Raw genomic sequence first — 22909 nt, forward strand, 5'->3', positions numbered from 1 at the left:
GCGCAGCACCACCCGGCATGTTTCGCTGTATTACTTAACGTCCAGCACCCAGTGCACATAGCTTTGCCACTGGCACTCCTGCTCGACAAGTTCTGCACCAAGCGGGTGATCCTCAAGCCATTTTTCCGGAAGCGTCAGTGAAAGTTTCTCATTTTACGCCACCAGGTTAATTGCAGGCAGTAAATCATCGCGGCGACGGCTGGCAAACAGGATGGCCAGTCGCAGCAGCCGGCACAGATGCTCGGCAACGCGCGGCGGTACGGCGTTTTGCTGATGTAAAGAGGAGAGGTCAACGGTGTTGGTCTGGTTTAGCAGCAGGGTAGCCAGCAACTTTTTCTGTGCGGGGGTGTAGCCCGGTAAATCGAGATTACGTACCAGCCAGGCTGCATGCAACGGTGCTTGCTTGTACTCAACGCTCAGACCAATTTCATGCAGCGCACACGCACTTAGCAGCAGATCGCGGCTTAAAGGTTCAATATCCCAGCTTTTGCTAACCTGATCGGCGAACAACGACGCCAGTTGCCCGACTCGCTGCGCCTGATCGGTATCAACGATAAAGCGGCGCTGAACGTTGCGCAAGGTACGGCTGCGGATGTCCTGATCAACCGACAAGTGAAGCATCCCGTAGACCAGACCTTCGCGCAGTGCGCCGCCAGCCAGAGTCATACACTGAATGTTCAGCTCGGTGAAAATGGCGATCAGAATGGCAAGCCCGCTTGGGAAAACCAGCGCACGTTCGAGTGTCAGACCTTCAATTTCCAGCTCTTCCAGACGACCACACTGGATGGCACGCTGTTTTAGCTGCTGGAGTTTGGCGAGCGTGATCCGCTCGTCCATCCCCTGCGCCATCATGATTTCCTGCAATGCCTGCACGGTACCCGAAGCACCCACGCAGACTTTCCAGCCGTGGTAGCGCAACTCATCCATCACCGGGCGCAACACCTCACGCGCGGCATTTTCCGCCTCGTCGAAGTTCTCTTTCGCGAGATTACGATCGGTAAAGTAGCGCTCAAGCCAGGTCACGCAGCCCATCGACAGGCTGAATAACGATGTCGCCTGTGCACCCGTGCCGGTCACCAGTTCGGTACTGGCTCCGCCGATATCCACCACCAGACGACGATCGTCACCCCCGGTGGTGTGGGCAACGCCCTGATAAATCAGGCGGGCTTCTTCTTCACCGCTGATGACCTGAACCGGGCAACCGAGAATGTCCTGCGCTTTGGCAATAAATTCTCCGGCGTTCACCGCCAGGCGGAGTGTCGCGGTGGCGACAACGCGAATCTGATTATGCGGGATATCCTGCAAACGTTCGGCAAAGAGGCGCAGGCACTGCCAGCCACGTTCCATCGCTTCAGGAGAGAGGTGATTGCTGCTGCTCAGGCCCGCTGCGAGGCGGACCTTGCGCTTAATGCGCGTCAGCGTTTGTATACTTCCCGCCACCTCGCGAACAACCAGCATATGAAAACTATTGGAACCGAGATCAATGGCCGCGTAGAGCGAGGAGCTGGAGAGCATAGTGACCTTTCTTAACCTGAACGACGACGATTACGCGGCGCGCCGGAACGACGCGGGCCGTTGCCGGAGCGGGCGCGGGTTAGGCGCTTAGGCGGCGGCAGTTCGCTTAACAGTGCTTCCGGATTGTATTTGCTCTGCGGAATAGAGTGACCGATGTAGGTCTCAATCGCTGGAAGATTCAGCGCATACTCTTCACACGCAAGGCTAATAGAGTGACCGCTTGCACCAGCACGACCGGTACGACCGATACGGTGTACGTAGTCTTCGCAGTCATCCGGCAGGTCATAGTTGAAGACGTGCGTGACGGCAGGAATATGCAGGCCGCGAGCCGCAACGTCGGTTGCGACCAGAATATCCAGGTCACCACGGGTGAATTCGTCGAGAATACGCAGGCGTTTTTTCTGCGCAACGTCGCCAGTCAGCAGACCAACACGGTGACCGTCGGCAGCCAGATGGCCCCAGATATCTTCACAGCGGTGTTTGGTATTCGCGAAGATGATGGCGCGATCTGGCCACTCTTCTTCGATCAGGGTTTGCAGCAGACGCATTTTCTCTTCATTAGAAGGGTAGAAGAGTTCTTCTTTAATGCGGTGCCCTGTTTTCTGTTCCGGTTCCACTTCCACATATTCGGCGTTGTTCATCTGCTCGAACGCCAGCTCGCGGACGCGATAAGAAAGGGTTGCGGAGAACAGCATGTTCAGGCGTTGGTTCGCCGGAGGCATGCGGCGGAACAGCCAGCGGATGTCTTTAATGAAGCCCAGATCGTACATACGGTCAGCTTCATCCAGCACGACAACCTGAATGGCACCGAGGTTAATGTGATTCTGTTTTGCGTAGTCGATAAGACGGCCAGTGGTACCGATCAGGATATCTACGCCGCTTTCCAGCACTTTCAGCTGTTTATCGTAGCCGTCGCCGCCATAGGCCAGGCCCAGCTTCAGGCCAGTAGCCTGCGCCAGGGGTTCCGCGTCTGCGTGGATCTGTACCGCCAGTTCTCGCGTCGGGGCCATAATTAGCGCGCGCGGCTGGTTAACTTTGCGGTCTGCAATCGCTGGATGAGAAAGTAAATAATGAAACGTTGACGTTAAAAACGCCATCGTTTTGCCAGTACCGGTTTGCGCCTGCCCTGCAACATCGCGACCAGCCAGCGTCAGCGGCAGGGCGAGGGCCTGAATGGGCGTGCAGTTATGAAACCCTTTATTTTCAAGGACTTCAATCACTTTTGGGTGCAGGGCGAAGTCGGAAAACTTCTGTTCTGTTAAATGTGTTTTGCTCATAGTGTGGTAGAATATCAGCTTACTATTGCTTTACGAAAGCGTATCCGGTGAAATAAAGTCAACCTTTAGTTGGTTAATGCGACATCAACACGTCGTTGGTGGAGACAAAACCAACGTACCAGGCTTATTCCTGTGGAGTTATATATGAGCGATAAAATTATTCACCTGACTGACGACAGTTTTGACACGGACGTACTTAAGGCTGACGGGCTGATCCTCGTCGATTTCTGGGCTGAATGGTGTGGTCCTTGCAAAATGATCGCCCCGATTCTGGATGAGATCGCTGACGAATATCAGGGCAAACTGACCGTTGCCAAGCTGAACATCGACCAGAACCCGGGCACCGCGCCGAAATACGGCATCCGTGGCATTCCGACCCTGCTGCTGTTCAAAAACGGTGAAGTGGCGGCGACCAAAGTGGGCGCACTGTCCAAAGGTCAGCTGAAAGAGTTCCTGGACGCCAACCTGGCGTAAGGTTTCTCGGCTGAGCGTCCAGAGCGCTTAAATTGTGTGGATCTCTGGACGCCCGGCTTTAGTCGTGCTAAGTTAGCTATGACTTCGTTTTAAACATATCTTGTTGTTTGAATCTTGTTTTACCCGATACTTCCCGTTGTTGCCATAAACAGTGCGTGAAGTTGCTAAATTCCGGGCTTGTCACTCAATCCGTCTTGTCGTTTCAGTTCTGCGTTCTTTCCCTGTGACCAGACAGCGAACAGACATGAGTTGATGGCCGCTAAACAGGCATGGATGACCCTGCCATACCATTCACAACATTAAGTTCGAGAATCACCCCGAGTTTAAGAACCCACACCATTATGAATCTTACCGAATTAAAGAATACGCCGGTTTCTGAGCTGATCACTCTCGGCGAAAATATGGGGCTGGAAAACCAGGCTCGTATGCGCAAGCAGGACATCATTTTCGCCATCCTGAAGCAGCACGCTAAGAGTGGCGAAGATATCTTTGGCGACGGTGTGCTGGAGATATTGCAAGACGGATTTGGTTTCCTCCGCTCTGCAGACAGCTCCTACCTCGCCGGCCCTGACGACATCTACGTATCCCCTAGCCAAATCCGCCGTTTCAACCTCCGCACTGGTGACACCATTTCAGGTAAGATTCGTCCTCCTAAAGAGGGTGAACGCTACTTTGCGCTGTTGAAAGTTAACGAAGTTAACTACGACAAACCAGAAAACTCGCGCAATAAGATCCTGTTTGAGAACTTAACGCCGCTGCACGCGAACTCTCGCCTGCGCATGGAGCGTGGTAACGGTTCAACCGAAGACTTAACCGCGCGTGTTCTGGATCTGGCTTCTCCAATTGGTCGTGGTCAACGTGGTCTGATTGTGGCTCCGCCAAAAGCGGGTAAAACCATGCTGCTGCAGAACATCGCGCAGAGCATCGCCTACAACCACCCTGACTGTGTGCTGATGGTGCTGCTGATTGACGAACGTCCGGAAGAAGTGACCGAGATGCAGCGTCTGGTGAAAGGTGAAGTTGTTGCTTCTACCTTCGACGAACCAGCATCTCGCCACGTTCAGGTTGCTGAAATGGTTATCGAGAAGGCCAAACGTCTGGTTGAACACAAGAAAGACGTTATCATTCTGCTCGACTCCATCACCCGTCTGGCACGTGCGTACAACACCGTGGTACCGGCTTCCGGCAAAGTGTTAACCGGTGGTGTGGATGCCAACGCCCTGCACCGTCCTAAACGCTTCTTCGGTGCGGCACGTAACGTGGAAGAGGGCGGCAGCCTGACCATCATTGCAACCGCGCTTATCGACACCGGTTCTAAGATGGATGAGGTTATCTACGAAGAGTTTAAAGGTACAGGTAACATGGAACTGCACCTCTCCCGTAAGATCGCTGAAAAACGTGTCTTCCCGGCTATTGACTACAACCGTTCCGGTACGCGTAAAGAAGAGTTGCTCACCACGCAGGAAGAGCTGCAGAAAATGTGGATCCTGCGCAAAATCATCCATCCAATGGGTGAAATTGACGCGATGGAATTCCTCATTAATAAGCTGGCGATGACCAAAACTAACGACGACTTCTTCGATATGATGAAGCGCTCGTAACGGAAATGAATCCAGCAAACGCCACGTTTTTACGTGGCGTTTTTCTTTTATGGCTTATACGCTGTTACCACAGACTCCCAATTTTGACTGAACGGTGCGACAATAAGACGGTTTGTATAGTCAAAGAAATAATTGATTGAAAAACATACAAAGGGAGTTGTAGGAAGCCCGCTTTATTCTTTCTGGGGCAGGGGCTTCATAGTTATACTTCCGGGACTAACATTTGTTGAGAGCAATCCATTGTGAATCTACTCACTGCAGTTACTGAGTTAATTAGTATTTTCTTATTCACAACCTGTTTTTTGTTCATCGCACGCAAGGTGGCCAAAAGAGTCGGGTTGGTGGATAAACCCAATTTTCGTAAACGTCATCAAGGGTTGATCCCACTTGTGGGGGGCATCTCTGTTTACGCTGGTATCTGTTTCACATTCGGTATTGCGGATTACTACATCCCGCACGCTGCACTCTACCTGGCATGTGCGGGTGTGCTGGTGTTAGTCGGGGCACTTGATGACCGGTTTGATATCAGTGTGAAGTTCCGTGCTACCGTACAGGCGGCCATTGGCGTCATTATGATGGTAGTCGGCGGCCTTTACCTGAGAAGTCTCGGCTATGTTTTCGGTCCCTGGGAGTTAGTGCTTGGTCCATTCGGTTTCTTCCTGACACTGTTTGCCGTCTGGGCGGCGATTAATGCCTTCAACATGGTTGATGGTATTGACGGCCTGCTCGGTGGGTTATCGTCCGTCTCGTTCGCCGCTATCGGCATCATTCTGTGGTTTGATGGACAGTACAGCCTGTCAATGTGGTGCTTTGCCATGATTGCCGCCATCCTGCCTTATATCCTGTTGAACCTCGGTGTCCTGGGTCGTCGCTACAAAGTCTTTATGGGTGACGCAGGCAGTACATTAATCGGTTTTACCGTTATCTGGATTTTGCTGGAAACCACGCAGGGTAAAACTCACCCAATCAGCCCGGTTACCGCACTGTGGATTATTGCTATTCCGCTGATGGACATGGTGGCGATTATGTATCGCCGTCTGCGTAAAGGCATGAGTCCTTTCTCTCCGGATCGTCAGCATATCCATCATCTGATTATGCGTGCCGGTTTTACTTCTCGTCAGGCATTCGTCCTGATTACCCTGGCAGCGGCTATTCTGGCCGGGGTTGGTGTTGCCGCAGAATATGCTCATTTTATTCCTGAATGGGCAATGTTGGTATTATTCTTGCTAGCATTCTTCCTGTACGGTTACTGCATTAAGCGCGCATGGAAAGTTGCGCGATTCATTAAACGTGTAAAACGCAGGATGCGTCGTAACAGTGGCAAAAACACAACATTAACTAAGTAAAGCCGGGATTATGATGACTCAACCGTTGGCGGGAGCGAAATCAGTGGTAACTGAAAATGAGCTGGATATTCGTGGTTTGTTTCGCGTGTTATGGGGAGGCAAGCTGTGGATTGCGGGGATTGCGCTGGGATTCGCCCTGTTAGCACTGGTCTATACCTTCTTTGCAAAACAAGAGTGGAGCACCACGGCGATCACCGACCGGCCAACGGTTAACATGCTGGGTGGGTACTATTCCCAGCAGCAATTCCTGCGTAATCTGGATATTAAAGCCAATCTTGCCGCGCCCGATCAGGCGTCAGTGATGGATGAGACTTATAAAGAGTTTCTGATGCAGCTGGCTTCATGGGATACGCGTCGTGATTTCTGGTCTCAGACGGATTATTACAAGCAACGCATGGTCGGAAACAGCAAAGTCGATGCTGCTCTGCTGGATGACCTGATCAACAATATCCAGTTTATGCCGGGTGATGCAGCACGCAACATCAACGATAGCGTGAAGCTGGTTGCGGAAACCGCGCCAGATGCTAATAACCTGCTGCGTCAGTACGTTGCGTTTGCCAGCCAGCGTGCGGCGAGCCATCTCAATGATGAGCTGAGAGGTGCCTGGTCTGCGCGCACTATCCAGATGAAGGCTCAGGTGAAGCGACAGGAAGAAGTGGCGAGAGCGATTTTTACTCGTCGCGTCCACAATATTGAGCAGGCTCTGAAAATAGCGGAACAACGCAATATTTCTCGCAGCGAAACTAATGTTCCGGCTGATGAACTGCCAGATTCCGAAATGTTCCTCCTTGGTCGTCCAATGCTGCAGGCGCGTCTGGAAAATCTTCAGGCAGTCGGTCCAGATTTTGACCTCGACTATGACCAAAACCTTGCGATGCTCAATACCCTGAATGTAGGGCCAGCACAGGATCCACGTTTTCAGACGTATCGTTATTTAAGAACGCCTGAAGAACCTGTAAAACGCGATAGTCCGCGTCGCGCATTCCTGATGATTATGTGGGGGATTGTGGGCGCACTGACTGGAGCAGGCGTGGCATTAACTCGCCGTCGCACGAAATAAGAACGGCGTCTACGATGAAGGTTACTGCCTTCATCGTCTAATCGAAGAGAATCGATGTGAAAGTACTTACCGTATTTGGCACCAGGCCGGAGGCCATTAAGATGGCTCCTCTGGTGCATGCGCTGGCCAGGGATCCTGATTTTGACGCGAGAGTGTGCGTCACTGCCCAGCATCGGGAGATGCTCGATCAGGTCTTAACGCTCTTTTCTATCGTTCCGGATTACGATCTCAATATTATGAAACCGGGACAAGGGCTGACGGAGATCACCTGCCGTATTTTGCAAGAACTCAAGCCCATTCTGGAATCCTTTAAGCCTGATGTGGTACTGGTTCATGGTGACACCACCACGACAGTGGCGACAAGCCTGGCCGCGTTTTATCAACGTATCCCCGTCGGCCATGTTGAGGCAGGTCTGCGTACCGGCAATCTTTATTCACCGTGGCCGGAAGAAGCTAACCGAACGCTCACCGGACATCTGGCGATGTACCATTTCGCACCAACGGAAAACTCGCGCCAGAATCTGCTGCGAGAAAATATCGTCGACAACAAAATCTTTGTAACCGGAAATACGGTCATTGATGCGCTGATTTGGGTACGTGACCGCGTGCTGGCAAACCGTGAACTCCAGTCTGAACTCACGGCACGCTATCCGTTTTTGAATAACGGTAAAAAGACCATTCTGGTCACCGGCCACCGTCGCGAAAGTTTTGGTCGCGGTTTTGAGCAAATCTGCCACGCGCTGGCTGAAATTGCCGCGCAAAACGAAGACGTGCAGATTGTCTATCCGGTGCACCTCAACCCTAACGTCAGCGAGCCGGTAAATCGCATTCTGGGTCATGTCGACAACGTCTTACTGATTGAGCCGCAGGACTATATGCCGTTTGTCTGGCTGATGAACCATGCCTGGCTGATCCTTACCGATTCCGGCGGGATTCAGGAAGAGGCTCCTTCCCTCGGCAAGCCGGTGCTGGTCATGCGTGAAACCACCGAACGCCCGGAAGCAGTAAAAGCGGGCACGGTACGTCTGGTGGGAACGGACACGCAGCGTATCGTCGAAGAGGTCACGCGACTGCTGCACGACGATGAAGAGTATCAGGCGATGAGCCGGGCCCATAACCCGTATGGTGATGGGCAGGCTTGTGGCCGCATTTTGCACGCACTTAAACACAATCGGGTATCGCTATGAGTTTTACTACCATCTCTGTCATTGGTCTTGGCTACATTGGGTTGCCGACTGCGGCAGCCTTTGCCTCTCGTCAACAGCAGGTTGTGGGTGTGGATATCAACGCGCGTGCGGTGGAAACCATCAATCGTGGCGAAATTCATATTGTGGAGCCCGATCTCGATCGTGTGGTGAAAGCGGCCGTTGAGGGGGGATTCCTGAGCGCCAGCACGACGCCAGTGACAGCCGATGCGTATCTGATTGCTGTTCCAACGCCGTTTAAAGGCGATCATGAACCCGATATGCGCTACGTCGAGGCGGCGGCGAAATCCATTGCGCCCGTTCTGAAGAAAGGGGCGCTGGTGATCCTGGAGTCGACCTCCCCGGTTGGGGCAACGGAACAGATGGCGCAGTGGCTTGCAGAAGCCCGCCCTGATTTAAGTTTCCCGCAGCAGGCAGGTGAACAGGCGGATATCAATATCGCTTACTGCCCGGAGCGCGTGTTGCCGGGCCAGGTGATGGTTGAACTGATTAAAAACGATCGCGTGATTGGTGGTATGACTCCCGTCTGTTCCGCGCGTGCCAGCGCGCTGTACAAGATTTTCCTCGAAGGTGAATGTGTGGTGACCAACTCCCGCACTGCCGAAATGTGCAAGCTGACGGAAAACAGCTTCCGTGACGTTAATATCGCTTTTGCGAACGAACTGTCGCTGATTTGCGCCGATCAGGGGATTAACGTCTGGGAACTGATTAGCCTTGCGAATCGCCATCCGCGCGTCAACATTCTCCAGCCAGGCCCGGGTGTGGGTGGTCACTGTATCGCCGTTGACCCGTGGTTTATCGTGGCGCAAAACCCGGATCAGGCGCGTCTGATCCGTACCGCGCGTGAAGTGAACGACAGCAAACCACACTGGGTTCTTAACCAGGTGAAAGCCACGGTCGCGGATTGTCTGGCGGACAGCGGTAAGCGCGCCAGCGAGCTGAAAGTTGCCTGCTTTGGCCTGGCATTCAAACCGAACATTGACGATCTGCGCGAAAGCCCGGCGATGGAAATTGCCGGAATGATTGCTGACTGGCACAGCGGTGAAACGCTGGTTGTAGAGCCTAACATCCACGAACTGCCAACAAAACTGATGGGGCATTGCACGCTTACTGCGCTGAATGATGCGCTGGCTACAGCGGATGTGCTGGTACTGCTGGTGGATCATAAAGCGTTTAAAGCAATCCCTGGTGATTCTGTACATCAACAATATGTTGTTGATACCAAAGGCGTGTGGCGTTGAGTGAACTGAAAGGGGTGCTTGAATCCCTCCCGTGGGAAAGTACCTTCTTTGGTCTTCCTTCGGCAATCGTGCGTCTGCGCGACGATGCCCATGCCCTGACAGAAACCGACTTTGCTGCCTGGCCACGCGTGCAGGCCAAAATCCCGGCAGGGCGTGCCGATTTGCTGGATGTGCTTCAGGAGCATGGTTTTTGCCTGGTCGAAGGTGAGGTTGATCTTTCCATTACGGTGACCCACCACGATTCGCCCGGCGCGGAAATGGCAACGGAGCAGGATATACCGGTGCTGCGTCAGATGGCAGCGCAGGCATTTGCTCAGAGCCGCTTTCGTGCGCCCTGGTACGCGCCTGAAGATAGCGGACGTTTCTATGCCCAGTGGGCAGAAAACGCGGTAAAAGGGACGTTCGACCACGTCTGTCTGGTTTTCCGCGCCGCAGATGAACATATTCAGGGTTTTGTCTCGCTTCGTAAGCTCAATGAGCACGAGGCGCGTATCGGCTTATTAGCCGGGCGCGGTATGGGCGAGAAACTCATGCAGGCGGCGCTCTACTGGACGCAGCAGCAACAGCTTTCAACTCTGAGGGTGGCGACCCAACTGGGCAACACCGCCGCGCTTAAACGTTATATTGCGAGTGGTGCCAACATCGATGCCACTGCGTACTGGTTATACAGGTGACAAGATGATTCCATTTAACGCACCACCCGTCGTGGGAACCGAACTCGATTACATGCAATCTGCTATGGGCAGCGGCAAGCTCTGCGGTGACGGCGGGTACACTCGTCGCTGCCAGCAGTGGATGGAACAGCGTTTTCGCAGCGCCAAAGTGCTGTTGACCCCGTCCTGTACCGCCTCGCTGGAAATGGCGGCGCTGTTGCTGGATATCCAGCCTGGCGATGAAGTGATCATGCCGAGCTACACCTTCGTCTCCACGGCGAACGCGTTTGTTCTGCGTGGGGCGAAAATCGTCTTTGTGGATATTCGCCCGGATACCATGAATATTGATGAAACGCTGATTGAAGCGGCGATCACGGAAAAAACGCGTGCGATTGTGCCGGTTCACTACGCAGGTGTCGCCTGCGAAATGGACACCATTATGGCGATCGCTAAAAAGCACAACCTGTTCGTGGTGGAAGATGCCGCTCAGGGGGTGATGTCCACCTACAAAGGACGCGCGCTGGGTACGATTGGTCATATTGGCTGCTTTAGCTTCCACGAAACCAAGAACTACACCGCGGGTGGTGAAGGTGGCGCGACGCTGATTAACGACCGTGCCCTGGTAGAGCGTGCGGAAGTGATCCGCGAAAAAGGCACTAACCGCAGCCAGTTCTTCCGTGGTCAGGTAGATAAATACACCTGGCGTGATATTGGCTCAAGCTACCTGATGGCCGATCTGCAGGCGGCCTATCTCTGGGCGCAACTGGAGGCGGCAGAGCGAATCAACCTGCAGCGTCTGACCCTGTGGCAAACCTACTACGATGCGCTGGAGCCGCTGGCAAAAGCTGGCCGGATTGAGCTGCCGACCATTCCGGCAGATTGCGTCCATAATGCCCATATGTTCTACATCAAGCTGCGTGATAACGACGATCGCAGCAATCTGATTGCCTGGCTGAAAGAGGCCGAGATCATGGCGGTGTTCCATTATATCCCGCTGCACTCCAGCCCGGCCGGGGAAGCGTTTGGGGTGTTCGTGGGTGAAGACCGTTACACCACTAAGGAAAGTGAGCGTTTGCTTCGCCTGCCACTGTTCTACAACCTCGCGCCTGTTAACCAGCGTACGGTGATCAATACCCTTCTGAGTTATTTCGGCTGATATGTCTCTGGCAAAAGCTTCGGTGTGGACCGCTGCGTCCACACTTGTAAAAATTGGCGCTGGGTTACTGGTCGTCAAGCTGTTGGCCGTCTCATTTGGCCCCTCAGGCGTTGGCCTGGCGGGTAATTTTCGCCAGCTGGTTACCGTACTTGGGGTACTGGCAGGTGCGGGGATCTTCAACGGCGTAACCAAATATGTTGCCCAGTACCATGATGATGCAGCACAACTGCGCAGGGTAGTCGGCACGTCATCGGCGATGGTGTTGGGTTTCTCAACGCTGCTGGCCGCCGTGTTTTTGCTGGCGGCAGCGCCGGTTAGTCAGGGGCTGTTTGGACATACGCACTATCAGGGGCTGGTACGTCTTGTCGCGCTGGTTCAGATGGGGATTGCCTGGGCTAACCTGTTGCTGGCGCTGATGAAAGGCTTTCGTGATGCGGCCGGGAATGCGCTTGCGCTGATCCTGGGCAGTATCATTGGCGTTATTGCCTACTACTTCTGCTATCGCCTGGGTGGCTATGAGGGTGCGCTGCTGGGGCTGGCGCTGGTGCCTGCGCTGGTGGTCGTTCCGGCATCAATTATGCTGATGCGCAGAGGCCTTATCCCACTGCGCTATCTCAAACCGCAGTGGGATAAGACCCTGGCAGGGCAATTAGGGAAATTTACCCTGATGGCGCTGATTACCTCCGTCACGCTTCCGGTGGCCTACGTGATGATGCGAAACCTGCTGGCGGCGCATTACAGCTGGGACGAAGTGGGGATCTGGCAGGGTGTCAGCAGTATTTCCGATGCCTACCTCCAGTTTATTACGGCTTCCTTTACCGTTTATTTGCTGCCAACCTTATCGCGCCTGAATTCCAGGTCGGATATAACTCGCGAGATTCTCCGTTCCCTGCGTTTTGTGCTTCCCGCCGTGGCGGCAGCCAGTTTTACCGTCTGGTTGTTGCGCGATGTCGCCATCTGGCTGCTTTTCTCCGCAAAGTTTACCGCGATGCGCGATCTCTTTGCCTGGCAGCTGGTGGGGGATGTATTGAAAGTCGGCGCTTACGTTTTCGGCTATCTGGTCATTGCGAAAGCGTCACTGCGGTTGTATATCCTGGCAGAAATTAGCCAGTTTACGTTACTGACCGCGTTCTCACACTGGCTGATCCCCGCGCACGGTGCGCTGGGGGCGGCTCAGGCCTATATGGCAACCTATATCGTTTATTTCGCCGCCTGTTGCGGTGTATTTTTACTTTGGCGTAAACGCGCATGACTGCACTGATTCACATCCTGGGATCGGATATCCCACACCATAACCAGACCGTTTTGCGGTTCTTCAATGATGAGCTGGCATCGGGCACGCCTGAGGCTCGCGAGTTTATGGTTGCAGGTCAGGATAATGGTTTGAGTACGGCGTGCCCGGCGCTGAACATCACCTTCTGGCCGGATAAGGCCGCGCTGGCGAAGGTGGTTGTCGCCAAAGCTAAAGCGGATCGGGAGCAACGCTTCTTCTTTCACGGCCAGTTTAATACCGGCCTGTGGCTGGCGCTGTTGAGCGGTGGGATCAAACCTGCTCAGTGCAGCTGGCATATCTGGGGAGCCGATCTTTATGAAGTCTCCCGTGGCTGGAAATTCCGCCTTTTCTATCCACTGCGCCGTATGGCACAGGGACGCGTGGGTTGCGTTTTTGCTACCCGTGGCGATCTTAGCTACTTTGAGAAACAGCACCCTGGCGTACGCGGTGAGCTACTCTATTTTCCAACCCGTATGAACCCGGCGCTGAATAATATGGCGAACGATACGCCGCGTGAGGGCAAGCTAACGGTGCTGGTGGGGAATTCCGGGGATCGCAGCAATGAGCATATTGAGGCGCTTCGGGCGGTACATCAGCAGTTTGGCGATACGGTCAATGTGGTTGTGCCGATGGGATATCCGGCAAATAACGATGCGTATATTGATGAGGTTCGCCAGCAGGGGCTTACGCTGTTTAGTGCGGCGAATTTACATATTCTCCGTGATAAGCTGGAATTTGATGACTACCTCGCGCTGTTGCGCAAGTGTGACCTGGGCTATTTCATCTTTGCCCGCCAGCAGGGGATTGGTACGCTGTGCCTGCTGATTCAGGCTGGGGTACCTTGCGTGCTTAACCGTAAAAACCCGTTCTGGCAGGATATGGCTGAGCAGCATCTTCCGGTGTTGTTCACAACAGATGCGCTTAATGAGAATGTGGTACGGGAAGCACAGCGGCAGCTGGCGCTGGTGGACAAAAGCACCATCGAGTTCTTTAGTCCAAATTACCTCACCCCGTGGCACCGTGCGCTGCGTATCGCTTCAGGAGACAAAGCATGAGCCAGTTGCAATTCAGCGGCTTGTTGGTGGTTTGGCTACTGAGCACATTATTTATCGCCACGCTCACCTGGTTTGAATTCCGCCGTGTGCGCTTTAACTTTAACGTCTTCTTCTCGTTACTGTTTCTTCTGACCTTCTTTTTCGGTTTTCCGCTGACCAGTATTCTGGTCTTCCGCTTTGATGTGAGCGTTGCACCGCCAGAGATTCTGCTTCAGGCGCTTCTGTCGGCAGCCTGTTTCTATGCCGTGTACTACGTCACGTATAAAACGCGTCTGCGTTCAGTACAACAGACTGCGCCACGCCGGGCTCTGTTCACCATGAACCGGGTGGAAACGCACCTGACATGGGTGATGCTGATGACCATCGCTCTGGTAAGTGTCGGTATCTTCTTCATGCATAACGGCTTCCTGCTGTTTAAGCTGCAGTCCTACAGCCAGATTTTTTCTGCTGAAGTCTCCGGCGTTGCGCTCAAGCGTTTCTTCTATTTCTTCATTCCGGCGATGCTGGTGGTCTTTTTCCTGCGTCAGGACAGCAAAGCGTGGCTATTTTTCCTGGTCAGTACCGTTGCCTTCGGCTTCCTGACCTACATGATAGTGGGCGGGACGCGCGCTAACATCATTATCGCTTTCGCGATCTTCCTGTTTATCGGCATTATTCGCGGGTGGATCTCCCTGTGGATGCTGGTGGCGGCAGGGGTGTTTGGTATTGTGGGGATGTTCTGGCTGGCGCTGAAGCGCTACGGGCTCAACGTGGCCGGTGATGAAGCGTTTTACACCTTCCTGTACCTCACGCGCGATACCTTCTCGCCGTGGGAAAACCTGGCCCTGCTGTTGCAAAACTACGACAAAATTGATTTTCAGGGCTTAGCGCCGATTGTGCGTGATTTCTATGTCTTTATCCCGACATGGCTATGGCCCGACCGCCCGGGTATCGTCCTGAACACAGCGAACTACTTTACCTGGGAAGTCCTGAATAACCATTCCGGCCTGGCTATCTCGCCCACGCTGATTGGCTCGCTGGTGGTGATGGGTGGCGCGTGGTTTATCCTGCCTGGTGCGGTGGCTGTAGGGTTAATTATTAAGTGGTTTGACTGGCTTTATCAGCGCGGTAACGAAGAGACGAACCGCTATAAGGCGGCGATTTTGCACAGTTTCTGTTTTGGTGCCATTTTCAATATGATCGTCCTTGCGCGTGAAGGGCTGGATTCATTTGTCTCGCGTGTCGTGTTCTTTATGGTCGTTTTCGGCGTCTGCCTGCTGCTGGCCAAACTGTTGTACTGGTTGTTCGACAGTGCAGGGCTTGTGCATAAACGCGAGCCCCGGGGCAGCACGCCACTGTCGCAAGTCTGAGTAGGGATTGTCATGACTGATACAACTTCCGCGCCGCGTTATGCGTTGCGCGGTCTGCAGCTTATTGGCTGGCGTGATATGCAACACGCGCTGGATTTTCTGTTCGCTGATGACCAGATGAAATCCGGTACTCTGGTGGCCATCAACGCGGAAAAGATGCTGGCGGTAGAAGATAATGCTGAAGTGAAAAGCCTGATAGAAGCCGCCGAGTTTAAATACGCTGACGGTATTAGCGTGGTGCGTTCTATCCGCAAAAAGTATCCCGATGCTAATGTTTCACGTGTGGCGGGAGCCGATCTCTGGGAAGCGTTGATGGCGCGCGCAGGCGCAGAGAGCACACCCGTGTTCCTGATTGGTGGTAAGCCGGATGTGTTGGCACAAACCGAACAGAAGCTGCGTAGTCAGTGGAATGTTAACATTGTGGGCAGTCAGGATGGCTACTTCAAAGCGGAAGATCGACAGGCTCTGTTTGAACGCATACGTGACAGCGGGGCGAAGATTGTCACCGTAGCGATGGGCTCCCCGCGTCAGGAAATCCTGATGCGCGATTGCCGTCAGGTCTGCCCGAATGCCCTCTATATGGGCGTTGGTGGCACCTACGACGTCTTTACCGGTCACGTTAAACGCGCGCCAAAGGTATGGCAAAACCTGGGGCTGGAATGGCTGTACCGTCTGTTATCGCAACCGACGCGTATCAAACGGCAGATCCGTCTGCTGCGTTATCTCACCTGGCACTACACCGGGAAAATGTAATCAAAATGTAGCGCGATATGCTGTTCGCGCTGCAACTCTCCTGCAAAACTGCTGCGATTCTGTGCAATGCATTCATTTTTTTTATGCATCGTTTGCCATTTGCCCGATTTTAAGAAACCATTCGCTCCGTATTTCAGTACCCCAAAAAACAATAACCGGCAAAAAGCCGGGAAACAGCAAACACAACCGAGGATTTATGGCAGAGAAAAAACCAGAGCTTCAGCGTGGGCTGGAAGCTCGACATATTGAATTGATAGCGCTGGGCGGCACTATCGGCGTGGGCCTGTTTATGGGCTCCGCAAGTACGCTCAAATGGGCAGGCCCTTCTGTATTACTGGCGTATATCATCGCCGGGCTGTTTGTTTTCTTCATCATGCGTTCAATGGGCGAAATGTTGTTCCTGGAACCGGTGACTGGTTCTTTCGCCGTTTACGCGCACCGTTATATGAGCCCGTTCTTTGGCTATCTCACGGCTTGGTCGTACTGGTTTATGTGGATGGCAGTGGGTATCTCGGAAATCACCGCGATAGGGGTCTACGTGCAGTTCTGGTTCCCTGACATGGTTCAGTGGATACCGGCGCTGATAGCCGTGGGGCTGGTGGCGCTGGCAAACCTTGCCGCGGTGCGCCTGTACGGTGAGATTGAGTTCTGGTTTGCGATGATCAAGGTCACCACCATTATCGTGATGATTGTGGTTGGTCTGGGCGTTATCTTCTTCGGCTTTGGTAACGGTGGACACGCCATTGGTTTCGGTAACCTGACCGAACACGGAGGCTTCTTCGCGGGGGGCTGGAAAGGCTTCCTGACGGCGCTGTGTATCGTTGTGGCCTCGTATCAGGGTGTGGAACTTATCGGTATTACCGCTGGTGAAGCGAAAAACCCGCAGGTCACACTGCGTAGCGCAGTAGGTAAAGTGCTGTGGCGTATCCTGATTTTCTACGTGGGTGCGATCTTCGTTATTGTGACCATCTTCCCGTGGAATGAAATCGGCACGACAGGCAGCCCGTTTGTCTTAACCTTTGCGAAGATTGGTATCACGGCGGCGGCAGGTATCATTAACTTTGTGGTGCTGACGGCGGCACTTTCCGGCTGTAACAGCGGAATGTACAGCTGTGGCCGCATGCTTTACGCACTTTCCAGAAACAACCAGCTGCCTGCAGCAATGGGCAAAGTGTCGCGTTCTGGTATTCCGGTGGCGGGCGTGGCGGTATCGATTGTGATTCTGCTGGTCGGTTCATGTCTGAACTACATCATTCCTAATCCGCAGCGCGTCTTTGTGTATGTCTATAGCGCCAGCGTGCTGCCGGGGATGATTCCGTGGTTTGTTATCCTGATTAGCCAGCTGCGTTTCCGTCATGCGCATAAAAAGGCGATTGCCAGCCATCCGTTCCGTTCCATTCTGTTCCCGTATGCGAACTACCTGACGATGGCGTTCCTGATTTGCGTATTAATCGGGATGTACTTTAATGAAGATACCCGCATGTCGCTGTTTGTCGGGATGATCTTCCTGGCTGCCGTCACGGCGGGATATAAGCTATTTGGTCTGGGTCGCCGCGCCACCACGCAGAAAGTGGAGGAATAAGCGGCAAAATGTGCAAACCATAACCAAACGCGCATTTTTTTAAAAAAAGCACTAGACAGCGGGGACGGAGGTACGTAATATCCAGCCCCGCAACGGCGCTAAGCGCCCGTAGCTCAGCTGGATAGAGCGCTGCCCTCCGGAGGCAGAGGTCTCAGGTTCGAATCCTGTCGGGCGCGCCATTTTAGTCCCGGCGCTAGAGCTGCGGTGGTCTGAGAAGTAGTCAGTACCGCGTGAAAGAATACAGTGGTGGCTATAGCTCAGTTGGTAGAGCCCTGGATTGTGATTCCAGTTGTCGTGGGTTCGAATCCCATTAGCCACCCCATTATTTGAAAGAGTTGTGAATTGCGAAGGTGGCGGAATTGGTAGACGCGCTAGCTTCAGGTGTTAGTGTCCTTAGGATGTGGGGGTTCGAGTCCCCCCCCTCGCACCACGACTTTTTAAATGAATTGAACTAAAAATTCAAAAAAGCAGTACATCGGCGAGTAGCGCAGCTTGGTAGCGCAACTGGTTTGGGACCAGTGGGTCGGAGGTTCGAATCCTCTCTCGCCGACCAATTTTGAACCCCGCTTCGGCGGGGTTTTTTGTTTTCTGCGATTTATCGCCCTGTAGCCACTCCCCGACAATGCCGTTTCTTAATGTCGCCATTTAGCGACACCTAACTACATAAAAAATAAATAAATTATCTGATAGTGGCATTGTTGTCTCTTTCTGGCGACACATCGACATGCTTAGCGGTACGTTGTGTGGGTTCAGACGGGTCTTAACAGCAGAAATTCCTTTTATCTTAAAATGTTGCGCGATGTAAAAGTTCTGCGTGTAACGTTGGCATGTTACGTGCAATAATATGCGTGTAGATGCTCATTCCATCTCTTATGTTCGCCTTAGTGCCTCATATACTCAGGAATGACGCAGAGCCGTTTACGGTGCTTATCGTCCACTGACAGATGTCGCTTCGGCCTCATCAAACACCATGGACACAACGTTGAGTGAAGCACCAAATATGTTGTCTTAAAGACCTGTTTTAACGCCTGCTTTTATAGCAGGCGTTTTTTTATGCCTTATTCCTGGCAACGGCTCATGACTACAGGTGAGCATCATTCATGAAGATTTCCTTGTTACAACCGGCGGGTTCGTTTCCTGATGAAGGTGTAAGGAATGTAGCAGGGGAAGGGCGATAAAAAAGGAGGCCAGCTGGCCTCCTTCATGTTTACTGCTGGGTGTTGTTATTCTGCAACGTCAACAACAACCCGTCGCGCCGCATAGCGGCAGCTTCTTCCGGCTTATGCTGCTTGTCCAGCGTATCGGCCAGCCACGCGTAGTCAAACGCATCCGGACGCTGTTTCAGTGCCGCACGGAAGGCGAGGCTTGCCTCCTGCCATTCACCGTGCTTCATCAGCGACTGGCCCAGCGTGCTCCACAACAGCGGGCGGTCACCCACGGTTTTGATCTGCTGGCGCAACAATTTCTCAAGCTGTTCCGGATTATTGGTTTTCAGGCGCGGGATCACCATCACCAGGCGATCGTCATACTGACGCTTCAGGCCATCAAGGAGGATCTCCTGAGCTGTGTCATGATCGTCACATTCAATCAGATGTTCTGCCATCGCGACCTGCAGTGGGATCTGCTGGCGTGTTTTACGGCTCTGATTCTTCCACCAGTCTTTCAGACCATTGCTGCCCAGATCGGCACGAGCCTGATCCATCAGCCCAATCCACGCCTGACGCTGCAGCGCATCACGATGCTCATCGTCACCCACATCCGCTTTCGCCATTGAAGGAATGATGTCCAGCAATGAGCCCCACGCGCCAGTACGAATGTAAGCCTGCTCGGCAAGACGCAACACTTCAGGGTGACGTGGGGTAATTTCCAGCAGACGGTCTACGCCGTGTCTCGCTGCGTGGTTTTCATTACGTACCAGCTGCAGGCGAACACGGGTAATTTCTACCGGGATCTGGTCACTGGAGGCCAGCTCTGATGCGCGCTCCAGATGCTGATTGGCGCGGGCTTCATCACCACGCTGCTGCGCTGCTTCAGCGGCCAGCAGGTAGTTCACCACCGGCTGCTCGGCGTGGTCGGCATTTTTCGACATCAGCTTTTCAACCTGCTGATAGTCCCCTTCGGCGAGCTTCAGCAGTGCCTGTTCGGTTTGCTTACGGGCACGACGACGCTTACGACCCACGAACCAGCCGCGGGTATGCGCCCCGGTGCGGAAAATGCGGCGCAGGAGCCATTCCACGGCAAACAGTACCACGACGGCAAGGATCAGAATGATCACCAGTCCCGTTACGCTGGTTTCGATGTTGTAGTTATCGGTCTGGATCAACACATAGCCCTGATGACCGGCAAGCATTGGTCCCAGAACGATCCCGGCGATCAGCAATAAGAAGAGTAAAAGCACTTTCAACATGATTACTCTCCTTGTGGCGTGTTTTCAGGTGCAGGCACGGGGGCGGGCGCGGGTACGACAGCAGGGGCAACACCGGCCTGTTCCGCCGGAACGCCCGGCTGTGCCAGCAGGTTACGCACACGCGTCTGCATCAGTTTCTCCAGAATAGGCTGGCTTTCCAGCTTATCCGGCACATTCATGGTGATGTTCTGCTGGCTCAGCTTATCAATATCTTCGAGGAATGCGGTGGTCGTCTCATCATCGGTATTGTAGTAAGCACGTACCCACGTAGAGACATTATCCAGCGCCTGTTTATAGGTCTCTTCCTGATGGCGTGGTACGGCCTGTGCGGCAACCAGCAGGCGGGAACGAATGTTTTCGCGCAGGTAAATATCCTGATTAGGAGCCAGCAGCGGTACGGCGGTTTCGTCGCGGCGACGAATTGTAATGAAGCTGTCCATAAAGTTCTGCCAGCTTTTTTGCAGGTTCACACGCCATTCGCTCAGTGAGCTGGAAAGCTCGGTGCCGTCGGAATCCATCGGGGAGTCATCGTCGTTGTTATCCGCCAGCTGCAGGTTATCAATCTGGTTCGAGAGCTGGTTTACCTTGAGGATAATGCCATCGTAATCCACCTGCGAAACGGCGGAGAGACTGGCGATATCGGCGGTAATGGCACGACGTGCGGTGATCAGGCTTGGGTCGTTCATGTCAGCCAGGCTGGCATCGGCGCTTTTCAGCAGCGTGGCAGCGGTGGTGACGTCCTGATCGCTCCAGAGCTTACGTCCGGCCAGTTTCACCAGGAAATCGGCCTGTGAGAGCAGCCAGGTTTTGGCATCAGTACCGGAAATGGTGGCGACTTTTTGCTGCACTTCACCCAGCTGTTTGGTCAGCTCTTCCTGCTTGCTGTTGGCTTCGGCCAGCGCAGTCGCTTGCTGTTTGATAACGCTTTCCAGCTCGGTTTTTTGCGTCTCCTGCGCTTTTTGCAGGGCTGTGAGCTGGTTGACCAGCGCGTCGCTGGTGGCGGTCTGGTTTGTGCTTTGTTGCTTAACAAGACCATACAGACCAACGCCTGCGGCCAGCGCAATGGCAATGGCAATCGCGCTGAGTGCAAGGCTGGTTTTATTGCTGCCGTTTTTCTTCTCAGCGGCCTTTTTAGTCGTCTCTGGCTGTGACGTGGTGTCCACAGTCTCCCTGGTCTCTTCAACCACGGCGGAGGATTTTTCGTGTTCCGTCATTATGGCTTCCCATTATGAGAGTTATTGTAATGCGCGCAGCAGCGCATCGTTGTCGGCGTTATCAGCGATCCGAATATCTTGCCAGCCCAGTTCCCGGGCATGGTTCGCCAGACGCTCACTGACGACCAGAAGCCGACAGCGGAGTAACCAGTTTTCACGATACCATTGTGGAATCAGCGACCAAAGTTGCTGCAGCATTTCACCACTGGTGACCACCAGGGTGTTGATGCCGCGCATATGCCAGCGCATTGCCTCTTCCGCACCATCATAATTTTTTGCACAGCGCTGGTAGCATTCGCAGAACGTGACGTTGGCACCACGTTCCCGCAGCGCTTCACCCAGCAATTCGCGCCCGCCGTTGCCGCGTAAAATCAGCGCCCGTTTTCCGTCAATGGTTTGTAATTCAGGTAATTGTAGCAAGACTTCGCTGATTTCCCGATCTAACGGATAACGAACGTCAATTCCGCTTACGGTATGCAAAGCCAGTGCGGTGGAGCGACCAATAGCAAAGTAGCGGGGGGCCGTTGGCCAGCGTTGTCCTTCCTGCTGCAATTGCGCCTGGGCAAATTCCACGGCATGTTGCGACAGGGCAAAGAGCAGATCGCCTGCCTGCAGGGTATTCATACGGTCGGTGAGCGCAGACAGCTCCCGACCAGGGGAGAATTCAATCAGCGGAAAACTCCAGGCCACCTGCCCCAGTGCGCGCAGACGGCTCACTAATTGCTCTCCTGCGGGAGAAGGGCGGGTGACAAGAATACTCATGCAGGGGGTTCTCCGTTATAAACCTCGGTCAGAATCTCACGAGCGCCGTTATTGAGCAGCTCTTCCGCCAGCGATACGCCAAGCTGTTCGGCGTCTTGTGGCTGGCCGCGACGTTCACCACGTACCATCTGCGAACCATCCGGTGCGCCAACCAGCGCACGCAGCCACAGTTCACCGTCGATTAATTCAGCATAGCTGCCAATGGGCACCTGACAGCCTCCTTCGAGGCGGGTGTTCATTGCCCGCTCGGCTTTCACCCGGATGGCGGTCTCGTCATGGTTGAGCGGTGCAAGCAGCTCACGGGTACGCGCATCAATCAGGCGGCACTCAATACCGACGGCACCCTGGCCCACGGCGGGCAGCGACAGTTCTGGCGGCAGCGCGACACGAACGCGTGACTCCAGCCCCAGGCGCTTCAGGCCCGCCACGGCGAGGATAATTGCGTCATAGTCACCGTTATCCAGCTTGCTAAGGCGTGTCCCAACGTTACCGCGCAGCGAGCGAATGACCAGATCCGGGCGGCGTTCAGCCAGCTGACACTGGCGGCGTAAACTTGACGTGCCAACCACGCTGCCCTCTGGCAATGCATCCAGCGAATCATAGTGGTTGGAGACAAAGGCATCGCGCGGATCTTCGCGCTCACAGATGGTCACCAGCCCCAGCCCTTCCGGAAACTCAACGGGGACATCTTTCATTGAGTGAACGGCGATATCGGCGCGGTTCTCAAGCAATGCCAGTTCCAGCTCTTTAACAAACAAGCCCTTTCCGCCGACTTTCGCCAGAGGCGTATCAAGAATCACATCACCGCGCGTGACCATTGGCACCAGCTCGACGCGCAATCCGGAGTGGCAGGCTTCAAGGCGCTGCTTAACATAATGTGCCTGCCAGAGCGCAAGAGGGCTTTGGCGTGTGGCAATTCTCAAAACATTGTCTAACATGCTTGTTACCGTCATTATCAATCGCTAACCATCCTAACATTGTTGACT

At 53.8% G+C, this 22909-nt stretch carries 18 protein-coding genes, 4 tRNA genes and 1 pseudogene; 17 read left to right on the top strand and 6 right to left on the bottom strand.

Annotated elements, in window-relative coordinates:
• Window positions 1-30 precede the first annotated feature (30 nt).
• Together gppA and rhlB are read right to left on the bottom strand one after the other, a co-directional pair.
• Window positions 31-1515, bottom strand: a pseudogene (gene gppA / locus HV318_RS14500) (guanosine-5'-triphosphate,3'-diphosphate diphosphatase).
• 11 nt (window positions 1516-1526) lie between these two features.
• Window positions 1527-2792, bottom strand: coding sequence for an ATP-dependent RNA helicase RhlB (rhlB, locus tag HV318_RS14505; protein ID WP_182273301.1), 1266 nt, complete (start codon window positions 2790-2792; stop codon window positions 1527-1529).
• A gap of 144 nt (window positions 2793-2936) precedes the next feature.
• Between rhlB and trxA the strand changes: the two genes are divergently transcribed.
• The 17 genes from trxA to HV318_RS14590 all read left to right on the top strand — a co-directional run bounded on the left by trxA (window position 2937) and on the right by HV318_RS14590 (window position 18093).
• Window positions 2937-3266, top strand: a complete 330-nt coding sequence (gene trxA / locus HV318_RS14510; protein ID WP_006179218.1) for a thioredoxin TrxA — start codon at window positions 2937-2939, stop codon at window positions 3264-3266.
• 341 nt (window positions 3267-3607) lie between these two features.
• The gene (gene rho, locus HV318_RS14515; RefSeq protein ID WP_001054528.1) at window positions 3608-4867 is read left to right on the top strand and encodes a transcription termination factor Rho; all 1260 of its coding nucleotides are present in this window, start codon (window positions 3608-3610) and stop codon (window positions 4865-4867) included.
• Between the two features lie 242 nt (window positions 4868-5109).
• The gene (gene wecA / locus HV318_RS14520) at window positions 5110-6213 is read left to right on the top strand and encodes a UDP-N-acetylglucosamine--undecaprenyl-phosphate N-acetylglucosaminephosphotransferase (protein ID WP_182273302.1); all 1104 of its coding nucleotides are present in this window, start codon (window positions 5110-5112) and stop codon (window positions 6211-6213) included.
• A gap of 13 nt (window positions 6214-6226) precedes the next feature.
• Entirely contained in the window at window positions 6227-7273 is a 1047-nt protein-coding gene (gene wzzE / locus HV318_RS14525; RefSeq protein WP_182274605.1) for an ECA polysaccharide chain length modulation protein, read from the top strand.
• 56 nt (window positions 7274-7329) lie between these two features.
• A complete protein-coding gene (gene wecB, locus HV318_RS14530) occupies window positions 7330-8460 on the top strand; it encodes a non-hydrolyzing UDP-N-acetylglucosamine 2-epimerase (protein ID WP_182273303.1) in 1131 nt (376 codons plus the stop codon).
• Window positions 8457-9719: a UDP-N-acetyl-D-mannosamine dehydrogenase gene (gene wecC, locus HV318_RS14535; protein WP_182273304.1), complete on the top strand. Its 1263-nt coding sequence runs from the start codon at window positions 8457-8459 to the stop codon at window positions 9717-9719. Before wecB ends, wecC begins: the two co-directional genes overlap by 4 nt.
• On the top strand, window positions 9716-10393 hold the full coding sequence (gene rffC, locus HV318_RS14540; RefSeq protein WP_182273305.1) for a dTDP-4-amino-4,6-dideoxy-D-galactose acyltransferase: 678 nt from the start codon (window positions 9716-9718) through the stop codon (window positions 10391-10393). Before wecC ends, rffC begins: the two co-directional genes overlap by 4 nt.
• A 4-nt stretch (window positions 10394-10397) precedes the next feature.
• A complete protein-coding gene (rffA, locus tag HV318_RS14545) occupies window positions 10398-11528 on the top strand; it encodes a dTDP-4-amino-4,6-dideoxygalactose transaminase (RefSeq protein ID WP_182273306.1) in 1131 nt (376 codons plus the stop codon).
• 1 nt (window position 11529) lies between these two features.
• Window positions 11530-12780, top strand: coding sequence for a lipid III flippase WzxE (wzxE, locus tag HV318_RS14550; RefSeq protein ID WP_182273307.1), 1251 nt, complete (start codon window positions 11530-11532; stop codon window positions 12778-12780).
• Window positions 12777-13856 carry a TDP-N-acetylfucosamine:lipid II N-acetylfucosaminyltransferase gene (locus HV318_RS14555; protein WP_182273308.1) on the top strand — a complete coding sequence of 360 codons (1080 nt, stop codon included), beginning with the start codon at window positions 12777-12779 and terminating at the stop codon, window positions 13854-13856. The genes wzxE and HV318_RS14555 overlap by 4 nt, the downstream gene beginning before the upstream one ends.
• On the top strand, window positions 13853-15205 hold the full coding sequence (gene wzyE / locus HV318_RS14560; RefSeq protein WP_182273309.1) for an ECA oligosaccharide polymerase: 1353 nt from the start codon (window positions 13853-13855) through the stop codon (window positions 15203-15205). The genes HV318_RS14555 and wzyE overlap by 4 nt, the downstream gene beginning before the upstream one ends.
• 12 nt (window positions 15206-15217) lie before the next feature.
• A complete protein-coding gene (gene wecG, locus HV318_RS14565; protein ID WP_182273310.1) occupies window positions 15218-15958 on the top strand; it encodes a lipopolysaccharide N-acetylmannosaminouronosyltransferase in 741 nt (246 codons plus the stop codon).
• A 196-nt stretch (window positions 15959-16154) separates the two neighbouring features.
• The gene (gene thrP, locus HV318_RS14570; protein ID WP_182273311.1) at window positions 16155-17540 is read left to right on the top strand and encodes a bifunctional threonine/serine APC transporter ThrP; all 1386 of its coding nucleotides are present in this window, start codon (window positions 16155-16157) and stop codon (window positions 17538-17540) included.
• A 102-nt stretch (window positions 17541-17642) separates the two neighbouring features.
• Window positions 17643-17719: transfer RNA gene (locus tag HV318_RS14575), tRNA-Arg, on the top strand.
• A 67-nt stretch (window positions 17720-17786) separates the two neighbouring features.
• Window positions 17787-17862: transfer RNA gene (locus HV318_RS14580), tRNA-His, on the top strand.
• A gap of 22 nt (window positions 17863-17884) precedes the next feature.
• A tRNA-Leu gene (locus HV318_RS14585) sits at window positions 17885-17970 on the top strand.
• 46 nt (window positions 17971-18016) lie between these two features.
• Window positions 18017-18093, top strand: a tRNA-Pro gene (locus HV318_RS14590).
• Between the two features lie 654 nt (window positions 18094-18747).
• Here the strand turns inward: HV318_RS14590 and hemY are convergent.
• Genes hemY through hemC form a run of 4 tightly spaced genes read right to left on the bottom strand, consistent with a single transcriptional unit; the run spans window position 18748 to window position 22861 of the window.
• Window positions 18748-19947, bottom strand: a complete 1200-nt coding sequence (hemY, locus tag HV318_RS14595; RefSeq protein WP_182273312.1) for a protoheme IX biogenesis protein HemY — start codon at window positions 19945-19947, stop codon at window positions 18748-18750.
• Between the two features lie 2 nt (window positions 19948-19949).
• On the bottom strand, window positions 19950-21161 hold the full coding sequence (gene hemX, locus HV318_RS14600; protein ID WP_182273313.1) for a uroporphyrinogen-III C-methyltransferase: 1212 nt from the start codon (window positions 21159-21161) through the stop codon (window positions 19950-19952).
• 21 nt (window positions 21162-21182) lie between these two features.
• A complete protein-coding gene (hemD, locus tag HV318_RS14605; protein ID WP_182273314.1) occupies window positions 21183-21923 on the bottom strand; it encodes a uroporphyrinogen-III synthase in 741 nt (246 codons plus the stop codon).
• Window positions 21920-22861, bottom strand: a complete 942-nt coding sequence (gene hemC, locus HV318_RS14610) for a hydroxymethylbilane synthase (RefSeq protein WP_182273315.1) — start codon at window positions 22859-22861, stop codon at window positions 21920-21922. Before hemC ends, hemD begins: the two co-directional genes overlap by 4 nt.
• Window positions 22862-22909 lie beyond the last annotated feature (48 nt).

This window comes from Enterobacter sp. RHBSTW-00901 (assembly GCF_014103115.1).
Taxonomy (GTDB): Bacteria; Pseudomonadota; Gammaproteobacteria; order Enterobacterales; family Enterobacteriaceae; genus Enterobacter; species Enterobacter cloacae_P.

Bases quoted from the DNA above. Each gene is read 5' to 3' on its own strand.
- rhlB (WP_182273301.1), bottom strand. From the start codon at position 2,792: ATGAGCAAAACACATTTAACAGAACAGAAGTTTTCCGACTTCGCCCTG.
- trxA (WP_006179218.1), top strand. From the start codon at position 2,937: ATGAGCGATAAAATTATTCACCTGACTGACGACAGTTTTGACACGGAC.
- rho (WP_001054528.1), top strand. From the start codon at position 3,608: ATGAATCTTACCGAATTAAAGAATACGCCGGTTTCTGAGCTGATCACT.
- wzzE (WP_182274605.1), top strand. From the start codon at position 6,227: ATGACTCAACCGTTGGCGGGAGCGAAATCAGTGGTAACTGAAAATGAG.
- wecC (WP_182273304.1), top strand. From the start codon at position 8,457: ATGAGTTTTACTACCATCTCTGTCATTGGTCTTGGCTACATTGGGTTG.
- rffA (WP_182273306.1), top strand. From the start codon at position 10,398: ATGATTCCATTTAACGCACCACCCGTCGTGGGAACCGAACTCGATTAC.
- wzxE (WP_182273307.1), top strand. From the start codon at position 11,530: ATGTCTCTGGCAAAAGCTTCGGTGTGGACCGCTGCGTCCACACTTGTA.
- HV318_RS14555 (WP_182273308.1), top strand. From the start codon at position 12,777: ATGACTGCACTGATTCACATCCTGGGATCGGATATCCCACACCATAAC.
- wzyE (WP_182273309.1), top strand. From the start codon at position 13,853: ATGAGCCAGTTGCAATTCAGCGGCTTGTTGGTGGTTTGGCTACTGAGC.
- wecG (WP_182273310.1), top strand. From the start codon at position 15,218: ATGACTGATACAACTTCCGCGCCGCGTTATGCGTTGCGCGGTCTGCAG.
- thrP (WP_182273311.1), top strand. From the start codon at position 16,155: ATGGCAGAGAAAAAACCAGAGCTTCAGCGTGGGCTGGAAGCTCGACAT.
- hemY (WP_182273312.1), bottom strand. From the start codon at position 19,947: ATGTTGAAAGTGCTTTTACTCTTCTTATTGCTGATCGCCGGGATCGTT.
- hemX (WP_182273313.1), bottom strand. From the start codon at position 21,161: ATGACGGAACACGAAAAATCCTCCGCCGTGGTTGAAGAGACCAGGGAG.
- hemD (WP_182273314.1), bottom strand. From the start codon at position 21,923: ATGAGTATTCTTGTCACCCGCCCTTCTCCCGCAGGAGAGCAATTAGTG.
- hemC (WP_182273315.1), bottom strand. From the start codon at position 22,861: ATGTTAGACAATGTTTTGAGAATTGCCACACGCCAAAGCCCTCTTGCG.